The organism is Psychrobacter sp. ANT_H3, assembly GCF_027919975.1.
Taxonomy (GTDB): domain Bacteria; phylum Pseudomonadota; class Gammaproteobacteria; order Pseudomonadales; family Moraxellaceae; genus Psychrobacter; species Psychrobacter maritimus.
The window spans coordinates 350295-365418 of the sequence record NZ_JAQISM010000001.1; the positions used below are offsets into that span (position 1 = coordinate 350295).

Below are 15124 nucleotides of genomic sequence, written 5' to 3' on the forward strand. Positions count from 1 at the left end.
CCTTAAATTATCTGCTATAGTCTTTGCCACCGATAAAGCGGGCGGCGATATTTAAGAATAATACTGTCGCAGTAATGAGCAGCGCCGCCGCCCAAGCCAGTGCATGCCAGTTGTCATAAGGACTCATGGCAAACTGATAAATCGTATTGGGTAAGTTGGCCATCGGTTGGCTCATATCGGTACTAAAGTACTGGTTGTTTAGCGCAGTGAATAGCAAGGGCGCGGTCTCACCGGTAATACGCGCAAAAGCAAGCAGCACACCGGTAGTCAGACCGGCTTTGGCAGCTTTCAGTGTCACGGTACTGACCAGCTTCCATTTTGGTGTGCCGAGTGCATAAGCAGCTTCGCGCAAAGTATTAGGCACTAGGTTTAGCATGTTCTCCGTCGTACGCACGACAATAGGAATCACAATCAGCGCCAATGCCAATGCACCGGCCCAACCCGAAAAGCTCTGTCCTTTGACCATCAAGGCATAAATAAACAGACCAATCACGATAGATGGGGCCGACAATAAAATATCGTTTAAAAATCGGGTGACTTTACCCAGCATACTGCCATGTGAAAATTCCGCTAAATAAATGCCAGCCATCATGCCGATTGGGGCACCAATCGCCAAGCCCGAAAAAGCCAACATCACTGAGCCAACAATGGCATTGCGTAGACCGCCTTCGCCCATCGGTGGCGGGGTATCTGCCATAAAGACAGGCATCTCGATGAGACCTTGAAAGCCTTCAACAAACAGCGTAATCAAAATCCAAATGAGCCAAAACAAACCAAATATAATCGCTGATAAGGCAAACCCAAGTCCCAATCTATTGATAAAACGGCGCTTGTTATAAAGACGCTTGTTGTAGCGGTCTTCAAAGCGTACAGAAGGCTGGCTTGGCTGCGTAGTGACTGGTGCTAAAGTCATGAAGTGTTTGTCCTTCTTAGGTCAAATAATGGCTGCAAATGACGTGTTTTAGTTTGTTTAGGCTTGTTTTGATTTGCTTTGTTAGCTTTTAAAATAGGGTGTTTAATTACCTGCTTTTTGGTCAATACGCATGAGCATGAGTTTAGATATTGATAGAACGATAAAGGTAATGACAAATAGGATTAACCCTAAATGTAATAATGACGCTAAGTGCAGCTCACTTGACGCTTCGGCAAACTCGTTGGCCAGCGCTGAGGTAATAGTCACCCCAGAGGTAAATAGGCTTGGGCTGATATTGAAAGCATTACCAATCAAAAAGGTAACAGCCATCGTCTCGCCAAGCGCTCGACCAAGTCCCAAAATCACGCCACCAACCACACCTGCTTTGGTATAAGGTAAGATAATTTTGAACATGACCTCCCAGGTGGTGGCGCCCATGCCGTATGCCGATTCTTTTAGCAGGTCTGGCACCACAGAGAAAACATCGCGCATGGTGGCGGCGATAAAGGGAATAATCATAATTGCCAGTATTAATGAGGCGGTAAACATACCCAGTCCCATCGGCGCACCGGTAAAAACCTTGCCAATAATAGGTAGGGGGCCAATATTTTCAATAAACCAAGGCTGAATTTGATCACCAAAAAACGGCGCAAAGACAAACAAGCCCCACATGCCGTAGATGATAGAAGGAATGCCTGCCAGCAGCTCGATAGCAATACCCAATGGCTTTTTCAAAAAATTGGGACAAAGTTCCGTTAAAAAGATAGCAATCCCAAAGCTGACTGGTACGGCGATACAGATAGCGATGAGCGAGGTGACCACTGTTCCGTAAATGGGGGCAAGTGCACCGTATTGATCGTTCACCGTATCCCAGTTATTGCTGGTATAAAATCCCAAGCCAAACTCAGTGATACTTGGCCATGCGCCGACAATCAATGACAGCATGATGCCGCCAAGCGACAAGAGCACCAAAATTGCAAATGCTTTGGTGGCATTAACAAAAACCGCGTCAAAGCGTTTTTGTTTTGCCAGTTGGGATTTTAGGTCTGCCATAAAAGCCTCTGTTGTTTATCGCTCTAACTTTTCATTATGTTAATGATGAATGGTGTTAACGCTTGCTAGTGTGAAAGCTTGATTGTAAAAAACCTTAGGGGTTTTAGCTTTAGCGTCTTACCGTAATAAACTGTGTCATCTAACGACCAGCCATTAAGCTCATTACGGCTAAGACGTCACCAAGCAAACACGCTTTTCAGTATTTGCTTGATGGCATTAGTTAGCTGATTCTCGACTTGCTTCTTTTCGAATTAATAAGCCTCGAATTAATAAGCTTTGAATTAATAAGCTTTGAATTAATAAGCCTCGAGCTACTGTGCTGAGGTATAGACAGGCTTACCTTCGCTGTCGACCACCTCGTTCCATTTTGCTTTAAATAAAGCTACGGCCGTATCTGAAAAAGGCACGTAATCGAGGCTCATCGCATCATCATCGCCCTGAGCATAAGCCCAATCAAAGAAGTTAAGGACGCCTGCCACTTGCTTAGCATCTTGCGGCTGTTTGTGGACTAAGATAAAGGTCGCAGCAGCGATAGGCCATGCTTGGTCGGTCTCAGAGTTGGTGATGACTTTATAAAAGCCTTCTTGCTTTGACCAATCGATGTCACCAGCGGCGGCGAATGTTTGCGCAGACGGTTGCACGACGTTGCCGGCGGCATTTTTTAGGGCAACGTGTGACATGCCATTTTGCTTAGCATAGGCATATTCAACGTAGCCGATAGAGTTTTTCATACGCGTCACATAGCTTGAAACGCCTTCGTTACCTTTACCGCCCGCACCGGTTGCTGAGGTTGGCCATTTCACGGTTTTATCGACGCCAACACTGTCTTTCCAGTCGTTTGACACTTTGGCTAAATAATCAGTAAAGTTAAAGGTTGTGCCCGAACCATCTGAGCGGAATACTGTGGTAATGGCAGCGTCAGGAAGGGTTAAATCAGGGTTCATGGCTGCGATGGCAGGGTCATTCCAGTTGCTGATTTTGCCAAGATAGATGTCAGCGAGCATTTTTCCATCGAGCTTTAATTGACCAGGTGCAACGCCATCGATATTGACGATAGGTACCACGCCGCCGATAACAGTTGGGAATTGAATCAGACCGGCTTCGTTTAATTCAGCTGGCGTCATTGGCGCATCAGAGGCGCCGAAATCAACGGTTTTTGCGACGATTTGTTTGATACCACCCGATGAACCAATCGACTGATAGTTCACTTGACCGCCTGTTGCTTTATTGTAGGCATCTGACCATTTAGCATAGATAGGCTGCGGGAAAGAGGCGCCTGCGCCGGTGATATTCATCGACACATTCATCGATACATTGTCTGTCGACTGAACGTTTGCGCTGTCGGTAGAGGCGGTGGTTGATTGCGCCGAAGTAGCCGGCTCATTGCTTTCATTACTATTGGGGGTTTGATTACAAGCAGCTAAGGTAAAGGTACTCGCGACTGCTAAAGCCATTAATGAATAACGCATTATTTCTCCTAAAAAGTAATCAGATTTAAGTATGGGGCATTTATGAATAACAATGTCGCTGCCCAGGTTTTTAGTAATGTATTGCTAACGATGTTTGGTTAGCAAGGTTTTGCTGCAAAGACGCTCGGTGGTCAATGAGCACATTGTGCCGAGCAAATATGACAGTTTGATGAAATAAGACATTTTTATGAAAAAAGTCGGTCAATTAAAAACCCAGCCTAATAAAGCAGTCGTTTAAGGGGATTGCAGCTGCTATCTAGCGCAAAATTCGTTATGATGAGCCGTTGGTTTTTTTGGGGCGTAAGGGTTTAAGGCTAAGCGTTCAAAGCACAGCGTTTAAAGTATAGGGCTGAAAGTACAGTGTTTGAGGTGAGGTGCAGTGTTTAAGGCACAGCATTTAACGTAGCGAGTCACTGTGTCATCAAACTGTCATAATTAAGCCGTTTAATGGGCAGGCGTTGATAAGGGCTTAGTATTTTTGTTTTCCAATTTTTTGTCTTTCAATAATGAGGCGATGGTATGCGCAATGAGCAGATTTTGATTGTCGAAGATGAACCTGCAATTCGTGAGATGGTGGTAATGACGCTAGAGATGGCGGGCTTTGAGAGTTTACAAGCGGCTGACGTCGCAGAGGCGCATCAGCAAGTGGTGGATCATAGACCGGCGTTGATTTTGCTAGATTGGATGTTGCCGGGTGATAAAAGTGGTATTGATTTTTGCCGCATGCTTAAAAGCGATGAGATGCTGGCTGAGATACCGGTGATTATGCTGACCGCCAAAAGTGAAGAGGATAGCAAGGTTCATGGGCTTGATGCGGGCGCTGATGACTATATGACCAAACCCTTTTCAACGCGTGAATTAATCTCCAGAATCAAAGCGGTATTACGCCGTAGTCGTGCGCTTAGTAGCGATAAGCCAATCGAAATAGGCAAGCTTAGTCTCGATCCCAAAAGTCAGCGTATCACCGCGGATAATACAGTCATTGATATCGGGCCGACAGAATATCGCTTGCTGGCGTTTTTTATGAGTCACCCCGAGCGTGCTTATACGCGCACCCAGCTGTTAGATCAGGTCTGGGGCGGCAATGTCTATATCGAAGATCGCACGATTGATGTACACATCCGGCGTTTACGAAAATTACTACAGCCTTATGATTGTAGTGCCTTGATTCAAACGGTTCGCGGTACCGGTTATCGGTTTTCGAGTCTGGTTGAATAACGCTATCGATTTTGAAAAATAGCCCATTATTTACAAGGCAGCTTACAAGGTAGTTTATAAGGCAAGGAAACAGTGATAAGAACATTCAGTGCTCAGAGTCATAAATATTTAGAATAATAAGAACTAAGAAGCATAAGTACTGAGAATAGTCAGTGCTAAGAATAGTCAGTGCTAAGAATAGTCAGTTCTAAGAATAAGTGCTAAGCATCATACTGATAATAAAGAAGAGAGAAAAACATGATAACGCCAAGGGACATTGAGCAACAGGACATCGAGCAATACTCCACCGACCAGCTGAAAAAAATCAGAAGTGCCTTACGCGCACTGCGAGATGCGGTTATCTTGCTAAATGACGATGATGGTTTGGAGTGGTGGAATCAGGCTGCCGAAGATTTATTATTGTTGCAGACAGCGGATCATGGCAAAAGTATTTTTGACTTTATTAATGTCCCTGAGTTTCGGCAATACTATCAGAGTATGGTGACACCCAATGATGGTGTACATATGAAGTCATGGCAAGACCCTAACCGTTATCTTAAATGTGAGCTCACGCCTTTTGGCGATGAAAAGCTGCTGATTATTTATGATGTGACCCGCTTACAACACTTAGAGCAAATGCGCCGCGACTTTGTGGCAAATGTCTCGCATGAGTTACGAACGCCATTGACTGTACTGATGGGCTATCTGGAGAATTTCTCAGATCAGGAAGATATGCCGCGGCAATGGCGACGCGGGTTTGAGTTAATGACGCAGCAGACTGCGCGCATGAATAGAGTGGTCAATGACTTGCTGCTGCTGTCTCGGATTGAAATCGAAGAGACACATGAGCTGCATTATATTGATATGACCAAGCTGCTCACCCATGTCTATGATGACGCGCAGGCTTATAACCAAGAATATGGCCATACGCTGCATTTACAGATAGATACCTATGATGGTCTTTATGGCTCGGAGATGTATTTGAACAGTGCGTTATCCAATTTGGTGATTAATGCGATTAAATACACGCCAAAAGCAGGTAATATCGTCATCAGTTGGGCGAGGACCGCAGAAGGCTGTCGGTTTGCCGTCAGTGATGATGGTATTGGGATTGCGCCGGAGCATGTTGCAAGATTGACCGAGCGTTTTTACCGAGTGGATAGCGGGCGCAGTCGTGCGACAGGCGGCACAGGGCTAGGGCTGGCGATTGTGAAGCATGTGTTATATCAATATGATACGACCTTACAAATTGAATCGTCAGAAGGTAAAGGCTCGACATTTAGCGCCGTTTTCCCCGCCACTCATATTCGCTCTGCTCCTATAGGCTAACTGCTAAACTCGTAGCCGTTAGCAGGATTTTTAAACATGACTGTCAATGATTAGTTTCTAAATTGGCTAAAAACGCGGCAAAACCTTCTGTTGCTCGAGCTTGCAAACGGCTGCTAGTAATAACTCGAACGCGATTGCTCCAGGTGATGGCATAGCCTGTACTCTCAAACCTTTTTACCAAATCGACATCTTCATGACACCCTAATGGCGCAAAACCGCCAACGGCAAGATAAGACTCAGCGCTAAAACTTAAATTTGCCCCATGAATATGACGATGTCCCATCTTATCTTGATAATGAGCCATATAATCTTTGCGCGTTTGCGGCGTCAAATGTGCCCAGCTATCAACACTTACTACGCCGCATATCATATCGGTAGGCTGGTCTTTGATATGGGTGATTTGCTGTATCAGCCAATCTGGGGTGACGACTGAATCAGCGTCTGTACAGGCAAGCCATGTCGCGCCAGCTGCGATAGCATGACGAATGCCTAAATCCCGTACTTGTCCCACGCATTGGTAATCACAGCATAGATAATTCACGTCAGCATTTTCGATTTTAGTATTTTTAGCTTGAGCACTTTCTAATTGAACACTTTTAACCAATTCAAGCGTATCATCGCGACAGCTGTCAAGCACGACAAGCACAGTCGCGGTAATGGTAGAGGGCAGCTGCTCAATGGCAGTTTGCACCGATGCTAAGCACTTAGTAATAGTCATCGCTTCGTTATGAGCAGGAATGACAATGCCAATTTTCATATCATCCATATATCCGCCTTGTTTTGCTGAGTGTCATATCCTCTTATGCCAAGTTCTCTTGCATGGCGACTGATTCGGGAGAGTATTGCCAAACGTCTAATAAGAAATCGCTATCGATAATTTTACTTTGATGGGTAAAGGTTGAATTTTTAGTATCGATGTGCTGTCCCTGCTTAGGTTCTAGCTCATTACTTCCTTTATTAAACGCTTGGCATAAACGTTGATGTACGGTTTCACCCGTCATCACAAAGCCTTCAATGGCATAACGCCAATGACAGCATAGCAATGTGCCACCCACAGCAAGGTTTTGTTTAATCCAAGTAATAACTGTCTCAATATCATTGGGCGATAAATAATATAAAATTTCACTAATAATAATTAAATCAAAGATTGGCTGAGCAGTCGGTAATTCGTCAGGAATGACTCCTTGTATGACATTTACATGCGCGGACTCTGCCAAATGTTGCTTAGCAAGCTGCACCGCCTGTTTATTACCGTCCATACTTAATAAGGCCTGACAACGGCTGGCAAGTAACTCACTAAATACGCCGTTTCCACAGCCTAATTCAATGGCGTTTTCATATTGTGCTTGTGGCAACACAGCTAGACACATATCGCGTTTACGCTTTTCGTACCAGCGTGTCTGATACTGCCAAGGGTCGCTATTGCCACTATATAAGGCATCAAAATAGGTTTCTGCATAGTTGACAGCTTGCATTTGCGTATCAGTATGGGAGCTGTCAGTCGTCTCATTTTTACAAGCCATTGAGGGTTTTCCAAAATCCATTGGTGGCGTTGATTTATAGTGTTGGCTCATATAAATAAACCTCCCATGGTTGGCTAATTCTGGCAATGGTTTGAGCCGATAAAATGGGCGGATTGCCTGTACTTTCATCAACGGTAATTTGGCTGGTAAAGCAATGAATGGCTTGGATTTTGCGCTGCAATTGCTCGGGCGTTAAATCTACTTTGAAAGCACAGCTCCAAGGAATACGGCTGTCAGCAGGCTTTGCCCAATGCCACGCCCAAATTAACACTTGATAACAGGCTAAACGGTGCTGCTTAGCAAATGCAGCGACCACTTGCCCTGTCGCCTCGTGGTCAGGATGCCCGTCGTGTACAAACGGCGTTACCAAAATATCATCAGGCTGAATAATGGCTGCTAATTTTTGGTGAAACTGTGCCTGCTCAGCAAATACATCACCATCGGTTAGATGCATAGAAATAACCTTGACTTGATGAGATATATCCAACGCCTCTAACGCTGCGATACTTTCTTGTGGACGGATAATATCAAGCGCTTTTGGAGGATAAATCTGCGAGTCAGGATGGCTTTGCGTGCCATTGGTTACATGGACCAGTAGGATTGGATTACCATTATTGGCTAAATGTTGTAGCAACCCACCGCAGCCCAAAACCTCATCATCAGGATGCGGCGCGAAAATACAAACCCGCTGATGCGCTGGAAAGGTTGTCGCTACATTTAAGCGCAGCATGCTTTGCAGTCCTGACCAATTTTGCCAAGCGTCGCAACTGGTGCCATCACCTTCAATAACGCGGTCGCCAACAATCGGATGGTTATTTTTTATAGGTGCTGGCTTACTAGGAATTACAGTTGCCATATATTTTCCTGCCTATTTATAAAGTCACTGGTGTCGTCGTTAGTCAGTGTGCTAGCGGATTCACTGGATAACATACTAGACAGCTCACCGATTTTCTGTAAATCAAAAGCGCCATGACTTTGGCGAATAAATACGCTCAAATCGGCTGATAATCTGGCGAAATGAGGGTTATTACAAAAGGGCGCGGCGCCCAATGCTTGCCCGACGACCTCTATAACCTCGCGCGCTACTTGCTCAACGTTTGACCTTAATTGGCGGATGGCAAGCTCATGACTTTGTGTTGGTTCATTATCTATTAACTCAGCAATATGATGAAAGTATTGCTCAGTGACAGCCAGTGCCGTGCCAATTCGTCCCAAATACATGGCTTTATAATCGTTTGGCTTTTGCTGATAAGCGCTGATTAAATAACTGGCGAGACAAGTCGCCGCGCCATACCAGCAAGCAGCGACGCCAGCCGCACCATGCCAAAATCCCACGCGTTCTAGATACGCATTTGCCGCGCCAACGTTACTGGCTACTACCTCATCGAAATGTATGGTTGCCGTATCAGTAGCCTGCATGCCGACTGCTTGCCATGCACTATTATCAATCTTAATGCCATCTTGCTGCATATCCACCATAAGCAATTGCGCCTGACCATCCTTATCGCGATAGGTCATTAGACAATGGTCAACGATATTTGCCCCCGAACACCAAGCTTTGCTGCCGTGGACTTTGTCTTGCTGATAGCTCAGAGGATGACCCTCTGCTGCCCAAATTGCCCATAATCCTTGTGTTGCTTGCTCATAGCCCAGTTCATGTAAAATGCTTAGGGCATCTAAATGCGATTCAAACCATTTTGCAATCGTTAAATCTATACTGGCCACATAAGCCAAAATTTGCCAACGAATCAAAGTACGTGAATTGGTTCGGGATTTGTTTTCTTTATTGCCTTCAGTGCCGCTGGCAGGATGAGGAATTTTATCGCTATAGCTCACTAAGATTTTTAATATCTCATGGCGCAGCTTATCGGTTATAGAAATAATGTTTGTGCTAACCATACTGCCATTGGCTTGATTGCCAGTAAATATGATATTTTCTATGGCAGATTTTATGTCTGACAGTAAAGGGTTTTTTGCCTCGAGCGCGAGCATAAGGGTCTCCTAGTTATTTTTATGAGCCAGACATTTGGACGGCTTCTGAGGAATCGCTGTCTGTTTGATGTTTTTTATTATCATATAAGTTATCTAAATATAGGTCGTCTAAAAAGCTTTGCTGCCAAGCATGTAAGTTATCTTGCTGCAATCCTTGCAATAACATCTGATAGCGGGATTTTCGCTCTCCTAGTGGCATCGTTAAGGCAGTATTCAAACCCTCTATGATACTTTTTGGCTGATACGGATCGATAATGACCGCTGCTTGCATTTGCTCGGCGGCTCCGGCATAACGTGATAGCATCAACACCCCAGGATTATCAGGATTTTGGGCAGCAATATATTCTTTGGCGACCAGATTCATACCGTCTTGCAGCGAATTTACCCAACCGAGATCACTTTGGCAAAATGCCGTCATCACGGTCTCATGGCTTAATACTTCTTCGCTATAATTAATTGCTTGCCAAGAATCTGTATTAGGCGAAAATTGTTGATTAACGTTATAAACCGCTTGTTTAACTTCCTTATAAAGTCGCTGATAAGTCGGTAAATCTAAACGGCTAGGGCAGGCGATTTGTAATAATTGCAGCCGATTTTGATAGGCTGGATATTGCTGTAAAAAGTCGCGATAGCCCGAAAAACGCTCTAATAAACCTTTGGAATAATCAATCCTATCAACCGCAATAATACGCTGTGAAATGGGCTTTACGGTATCGTTCCGTTGAGTGTACTGTGTAGATGATAAGGATAAAGGCGGGAATACATGGCTAACCTGCTGCTGAATCTTTGTGACATTGACGCCGATAGGATAGGCATTAATTGTTAAAGCATGCTGGGGTTTTAACTCTAAATGAAGTTTCAATTGCGTACCAGATGCAGTATGCGCTCTAGTAACAGACTGTTTGGAATATAAAACGTTGATGGGTAAAAAATCTAAAAGACTGTTTTTTGCCAGACTATCTTCTAAAACGTTGTCTTCTAAAACGCTATCTTTTAAATAATGTTGCAAAACCGCAAGACAATGGGCTTTATCTTGCTGAGTTTGGGTGCCAAGCACATCATAATGCGCAAGCTGTTTAATCAGCTCACAGCTTTGAGCAAGCTGTCGCCAAAAGGCTAATGGCGCAAACGGAATATGTAAAAAAAAGCCAATACGATTTTTTATTCCAAGTTTCTTACAATGATAAGCCACACTTAAAAAATGATAATCATGCACCCAAATCACATCGTCAGGCTGAATAATGCTCTTTAATTGTTGAGCAAACAGGCGATTTACATCTTGATAGCCGGCATAGTCCTCTGGTGCTTGGCTAATTAACTTAGGTTGCTCATGCAGCATTGGCCACAGCACGTTATTGGCAAATCCGCAGTAAAAATGCTGATATTGTCGGGTGGTGAGGGCGGTGGTCATATAAGTAGTTTCGGTATGCGTTCCTTGCATACAAGAACTTGCTAAAGCAGCTTGTTTATAATTGCTAAAGCTATTGATTTCACCGGCATCAGAGCTATCAATAATGTCACCATTCCAACCCATCCAGATGACTGAACTGCCCGTTAATATATCTTGCAGCGCTACTGCCAGCCCGCCTGCCATAGGATTATTATCGGGCATCTTTACTCGGTTAGATAAGACGATTAAACGGCTCATATCAGTTGCCTCGAATGTTTGCTGACTATCTGAACATTGGAATTAGTTAGGTTAGACAATAGCGTGCTGCGTTTTTGACAAAAAGTTAAAAAGCGCTCAAGTAAAACTGTTACTTCATGAATGTTATTGACATAATAATGGGCGCACGTTGGCTGCTGGTACTCGTTACCTACCCTGATACCCATGCCTTTGATTAAATGGCTTTTTTCTATGAATCGCTTGCTGCTTTGTACGGCAATAAACCCTGCTTCATCGGTTATATCATCACCGATAAAAATAGGGCAAAGAGTATCATTGGTCTGCATTTGTTTTAATAAGGTTAAAATTGCAGTGCCTTTATCGGCCTCTTTGGGCGCTATCTCCCACACGTATTTGCCCTGTTTTAATAACCAATCAGCATGATTTTTTGACGCCGTTGACATAATGCTATAAGCCACATCGGCTAACACAGGATTTTGCCGATAATGTAGGGCAATAGAATAAGGTTTATCTTCTATCGACAAATCATCGTAAGGCGTACAAGATTGACGAATAGCCTGCTTAATGGCGGTCAGTTCGGTGAGGTCAATTTGTGTAAGGCTGGCGCTGATACCATCAAATGCCATTTCTAATCCATGCGTTGCGGCAATCGGCAGCTTTATAGGAGACAGCATTTGCCTTGCTTCAGCTAGACTGCGTCCGGTGACAATTGCGATGTTGACGCCATGACTTTGTATTTTTTCTAAAAGTGTTAGGGTGGTAGTAGGAATGAAGCTGTCTTTTGGATTCAAGGTAAAATCTGCAAGCGTGCCATCTATATCCAAAAATAGGCAATAGCCTTGCTGAGGCGATAAGTAATCGGCAAAGTGCTTGGGTGAGATGTATATAGGTGCGCTATGCACGCTGGCGCTTCTTCCTGAAGTCACATATATTCCTTTATTTATCTTTGGTAATAGAGCAGCAGATTTTGCTCTAAGGCGCACGAATTATTGAAATAGACTGTCTACTACAAGCTAATATGTGTTTGATGTTCGAGAATGTGCGGGTTTGCAGTGTTCTCTTAGTTTCTAGTTATAAGCAATCCAAGAATCAAACCAAGAATCAAGCTAATAATAAAGGAACAAGCGCTATAATAAGCAACCAAACTTGATCACGAGTGTGCCATAAACTCCGTTACACTATGATGGACAACCTATTGAGTTTAGTATAAGTTTTTTTAACATAAGTCTTTAAATTTACAAAAAACCATTAAGGAAAGATTATGCATATCACTGCAAATTTTGACGCAGGTAATATTGACGTTATTAGTCTAGAAGATAAAAAAGATATCCAATTAGCGATTCGTCCAGACGTTGGTGAAGAGTTTTTCCAGTGGTTTAACTTTCGTCTATCAGGTGAGATTGGCGAGCAATATGTGCTCAATATTGTCAATGCAGGGGCGGCGTCATACCTTGAGGGCTGGGAGAATTACCAAGCGGTTGCTTCCTATGATCGGGAGTACTGGTTCCGTCTGCCAACCTCTTATAAAGACGGCAAATTAACCATAGTGGCAGAGCTTGAGTGCGACACCATTCAAATTGCGTATTTTGCTCCTTACAGTTATGAGCGTCATCAAGACTTATTGGCAGCCGTACAAATGCACCCATTAGTGAGTGTAGAGCATTTAGGCGAAACGCTTGATAAGCGCGACTTAACCTTGGTGAAAATTGCTGATGGTGATAGCAGTAGTGATAAGAGCAAACGCAATATTTGGATTACGGCGCGCCAGCATCCGGGTGAGACGATGGCTGAGTGGCTGGTTGAAGGATTGTTATATAGCTTACTAGATAGTGATAACGCCACTGCTAAGCTGTTATTAGAAAAGGCGAACGTCTATATTGTGCCAAATATGAACCCTGATGGCAGTGTGCGCGGACATCTACGTACTAATGCTGTCGGAACGAATTTAAACCGTGAATGGTTGAATCCAAGCTTAGAGAAAAGCCCTGAGGTGTTCCATGTCATTAATAAGATGGAAGCAACGGGTGTGGACTTATTTTATGATGTGCACGGTGATGAAGCGCTGCCTTATGTGTTCTTAGCCGGCTCGCAAGGCACACCAAGTTATAACGACCGTCTTGCGCGTTTACGTGATAAGTTTTCAGACGTATTAAAGCTCGCCAGTGCTGATTTTCAGTCTGAGTTTGGCTATGACATCGATGCGCCGGGCACCGCGAATATGACCATCGCCACCCACTGGGTAGCGGAACGGTTTGATTGTCTGGCCAATACCTTAGAGATGCCGTTTAAAGATAATGATAATGTACCTGATGCAGATACAGGCTGGTCACCAGAGCGTTCAATTAAGCTAGGTGAAGCCTCGTTGGTTGCAATGCTGGCGGTCGTTGATGATTTGCGTTAATTATTGATGTGTCATATTTAAATCATATATTTTATTAGATCTCCTGCATAAGTCGTCGCCAGTCTTTGAAACTCTGTTATTAGAAATCAATAGAATGGGGCTTTTGTAAGAGGTCTATTATCTATAAATTTAAAGGATTGGGAGGGAGATACAAATGGCACAAGTCTCTACTTATTGTCGTGATATAAGTGGTTCCATTATACCAGTCTGTTTTAAGTGGTCTGTTAATAGGTGTGAAGGGTGAAATAAATGGTTCAGTTGGGGTATGCTCTATATAAATAGGAGAATAAATTGTTAAAGTTCAAAAGTATTAGCAATGATAATAAAATAGTTTCCATCGAATTTGATGACTATATTCCCTTTGATATAAATATCGGCAAGCCAAACTTTCAAAAATCATATTTTAGATACGGTGATGGAAAAAGGTCATTGCTCGAAATTGGAGTTAATGCGGAAGAGGGTGTAATGAGCAGTTGTACCTTGACAGTGATTAAAAGAGAAAATATTAAGAGACTTAATAGTTCTTTTAAAATTCCTGACTATGCACTGACTAAAGGTATTGTAATTTTTGATATTACAAAATCAAATAAGTGCTTAGATAGCTATTTTATAGATACTCTTGATTCAGATCTTTATCTCGATTTAGGAAATAACTATATATCTGTAAGATTTTCAATTAGTTATTGCAAAGTGGAGTCGTATATTATAAATGATAGATTAGTAGTAGGTTTTAATAATAGTAAAGAGTTATGTATCATAGCTATGACTCAATTATCTTTATCTGAAATAGAGAAAATTAAAGCCAGCACTGGATTAATATGACATTTAGGACAAAGCTATGATTTACACCAATCTACTGATGAAAGAGTTTTTAGATATTAATGAAAGTGAAATACGAGAAGGCAAATTAGATAAGGAGTTAGACCTTATCTTAAAAGAAGGGTTTTTACCGATAGGTGACTGCGTTTTTCTAGAAAAAATATTCCCTTCAAGCTATGCTCGCTGTTCAATTGAAAAACATAAGATTGAAAGACAATTTACTGATTTTTCGGGTTATGAAGTTTCTACTAATAGGTTTCATATAGAAGATTTTACAGACCAAGACCCGTTCATCCAGTCCATCATATTTTCTAACAAATTCAAGAAAAAATGGCTTATAGACTTTCCTTTAGAGAGAGTTAATATAACAATAGGTTTTCAAGATGATGAGGTTAGGAGGTTTGCAACTTTTACTTTTCACAAGAGTAGGAACGGTGAAGTAGTGCATGATATCAATAGCCTTGAATTATATGCTCAGCCTATATACGTTGAAGTTATATCTGCCAGATCGATGCCTGTATAGCGCACCGATCACGATTTAATGTAAATTAGCTCAATCGACAGGAATTTAGGACTTATGAAGCTTAACGATTAGCCTCACCAATACATACTTCTTGTGCACTGTAGGGGTTTGTTATGCCACTACATTTTTAGCTCTTACTAGGTGGTTACATTAGGCTTGGGGTATATTCACCTTTGAGTTGGATGCCAATACTTGTTAATGAAAGTAAAAACTATTAGTACTGATGAAACGATAGTGCCTAATATAAGAAATATCACGATATCTCGTTTAAGCGTCTC

Annotated in this window: 14 protein-coding genes; 5 read left to right on the top strand and 9 right to left on the bottom strand. The window is 42.9% G+C overall.

The annotated features are described in order from the left end of the window. Positions 1-7 precede the first annotated feature (7 nt). From pstA to pstS, 3 genes are all read right to left on the bottom strand, one after another. Positions 8-913 (bottom strand): phosphate ABC transporter permease PstA, encoded by a 906-nt coding sequence (gene pstA, locus PG901_RS01365; protein ID WP_271133204.1) that lies wholly within the window; start codon positions 911-913, stop codon positions 8-10. 102 nt (positions 914-1015) lie between these two features. Next, positions 1016-1966 (bottom strand): phosphate ABC transporter permease subunit PstC, encoded by a 951-nt coding sequence (pstC, locus tag PG901_RS01370; RefSeq protein WP_271133205.1) that lies wholly within the window; start codon positions 1964-1966, stop codon positions 1016-1018. 311 nt (positions 1967-2277) lie between these two features. Next, entirely contained in the window at positions 2278-3435 is a 1158-nt protein-coding gene (gene pstS, locus PG901_RS01375) for a phosphate ABC transporter substrate-binding protein PstS (protein WP_271133206.1), read from the bottom strand. Between the two features lie 519 nt (positions 3436-3954). On the opposite strand from pstS, the gene phoB reads away from it, so the two are divergent. Beyond that, on the top strand, positions 3955-4653 hold the full coding sequence (gene phoB, locus PG901_RS01380; protein WP_271133207.1) for a phosphate regulon transcriptional regulator PhoB: 699 nt from the start codon (positions 3955-3957) through the stop codon (positions 4651-4653). Positions 4654-4890: 237 nt separating this feature from the next. Continuing rightward, complete coding sequence (gene phoR / locus PG901_RS01385) at positions 4891-5961, top strand: phosphate regulon sensor histidine kinase PhoR (RefSeq protein ID WP_271133208.1); 1071 nt, start codon at positions 4891-4893, stop codon at positions 5959-5961. 43 nt (positions 5962-6004) lie between these two features. Here phoR and PG901_RS01390 read toward each other — a convergent pair whose 3' ends face one another. From PG901_RS01390 to otsB, 6 genes are all read right to left on the bottom strand, one after another. After that, positions 6005-6718 (bottom strand): glycosyltransferase, encoded by a 714-nt coding sequence (locus tag PG901_RS01390; protein ID WP_271133375.1) that lies wholly within the window; start codon positions 6716-6718, stop codon positions 6005-6007. Between the two features lie 43 nt (positions 6719-6761). Next, positions 6762-7436, bottom strand: a complete 675-nt coding sequence (locus PG901_RS01395; protein WP_271133376.1) for a class I SAM-dependent DNA methyltransferase — start codon at positions 7434-7436, stop codon at positions 6762-6764. An 82-nt stretch (positions 7437-7518) separates the two neighbouring features. Further along, the gene (locus PG901_RS01400) at positions 7519-8340 is read right to left on the bottom strand and encodes a PIG-L deacetylase family protein (protein ID WP_271133209.1); all 822 of its coding nucleotides are present in this window, start codon (positions 8338-8340) and stop codon (positions 7519-7521) included. After that, a complete protein-coding gene (locus PG901_RS01405; RefSeq protein WP_271133210.1) occupies positions 8328-9476 on the bottom strand; it encodes an acyl-CoA dehydrogenase family protein in 1149 nt (382 codons plus the stop codon). Before PG901_RS01405 ends, PG901_RS01400 begins: the two co-directional genes overlap by 13 nt. 19 nt (positions 9477-9495) lie before the next feature. Next, positions 9496-11124 (bottom strand): alpha,alpha-trehalose-phosphate synthase (UDP-forming), encoded by a 1629-nt coding sequence (locus PG901_RS01410; protein WP_271133211.1) that lies wholly within the window; start codon positions 11122-11124, stop codon positions 9496-9498. Next, entirely contained in the window at positions 11121-12029 is a 909-nt protein-coding gene (gene otsB / locus PG901_RS01415; RefSeq protein ID WP_271133212.1) for a trehalose-phosphatase, read from the bottom strand. Before otsB ends, PG901_RS01410 begins: the two co-directional genes overlap by 4 nt. A gap of 335 nt (positions 12030-12364) precedes the next feature. On the opposite strand from otsB, the gene PG901_RS01420 reads away from it, so the two are divergent. The 3 genes from PG901_RS01420 to PG901_RS01430 all read left to right on the top strand — a co-directional run bounded on the left by PG901_RS01420 (position 12365) and on the right by PG901_RS01430 (position 14846). Further along, positions 12365-13504 (top strand): M14 family metallopeptidase, encoded by a 1140-nt coding sequence (locus tag PG901_RS01420; RefSeq protein WP_271133213.1) that lies wholly within the window; start codon positions 12365-12367, stop codon positions 13502-13504. 291 nt (positions 13505-13795) lie between these two features. After that, entirely contained in the window at positions 13796-14326 is a 531-nt protein-coding gene (locus PG901_RS01425) for a hypothetical protein (RefSeq protein ID WP_271133214.1), read from the top strand. 16 nt (positions 14327-14342) lie between these two features. Then, positions 14343-14846 (top strand): hypothetical protein, encoded by a 504-nt coding sequence (locus PG901_RS01430; protein ID WP_271133215.1) that lies wholly within the window; start codon positions 14343-14345, stop codon positions 14844-14846. The last annotated feature ends 278 nt before the right edge of the window (positions 14847-15124 follow it).

Excerpts from the sequence above, each read along its gene's own strand:
- PG901_RS01410 (WP_271133211.1), bottom strand. The coding sequence starts at position 11,124 with ATGAGCCGTTTAATCGTCTTATCTAACCGAGTAAAGATGCCCGATAAT.
- PG901_RS01405 (WP_271133210.1), bottom strand. The coding sequence starts at position 9,476 with ATGCTCGCGCTCGAGGCAAAAAACCCTTTACTGTCAGACATAAAATCT.
- PG901_RS01430 (WP_271133215.1), top strand. The coding sequence starts at position 14,343 with ATGATTTACACCAATCTACTGATGAAAGAGTTTTTAGATATTAATGAA.
- PG901_RS01395 (WP_271133376.1), bottom strand. The coding sequence starts at position 7,436 with ATGCAAGCTGTCAACTATGCAGAAACCTATTTTGATGCCTTATATAGT.
- PG901_RS01390 (WP_271133375.1), bottom strand. The coding sequence starts at position 6,718 with ATGAAAATTGGCATTGTCATTCCTGCTCATAACGAAGCGATGACTATT.
- PG901_RS01420 (WP_271133213.1), top strand. The coding sequence starts at position 12,365 with ATGCATATCACTGCAAATTTTGACGCAGGTAATATTGACGTTATTAGT.
- pstA (WP_271133204.1), bottom strand. The coding sequence starts at position 913 with ATGACTTTAGCACCAGTCACTACGCAGCCAAGCCAGCCTTCTGTACGC.
- pstC (WP_271133205.1), bottom strand. The coding sequence starts at position 1,966 with ATGGCAGACCTAAAATCCCAACTGGCAAAACAAAAACGCTTTGACGCG.
- phoB (WP_271133207.1), top strand. The coding sequence starts at position 3,955 with ATGCGCAATGAGCAGATTTTGATTGTCGAAGATGAACCTGCAATTCGT.
- phoR (WP_271133208.1), top strand. The coding sequence starts at position 4,891 with ATGATAACGCCAAGGGACATTGAGCAACAGGACATCGAGCAATACTCC.
- PG901_RS01400 (WP_271133209.1), bottom strand. The coding sequence starts at position 8,340 with ATGGCAACTGTAATTCCTAGTAAGCCAGCACCTATAAAAAATAACCAT.
- pstS (WP_271133206.1), bottom strand. The coding sequence starts at position 3,435 with ATGCGTTATTCATTAATGGCTTTAGCAGTCGCGAGTACCTTTACCTTA.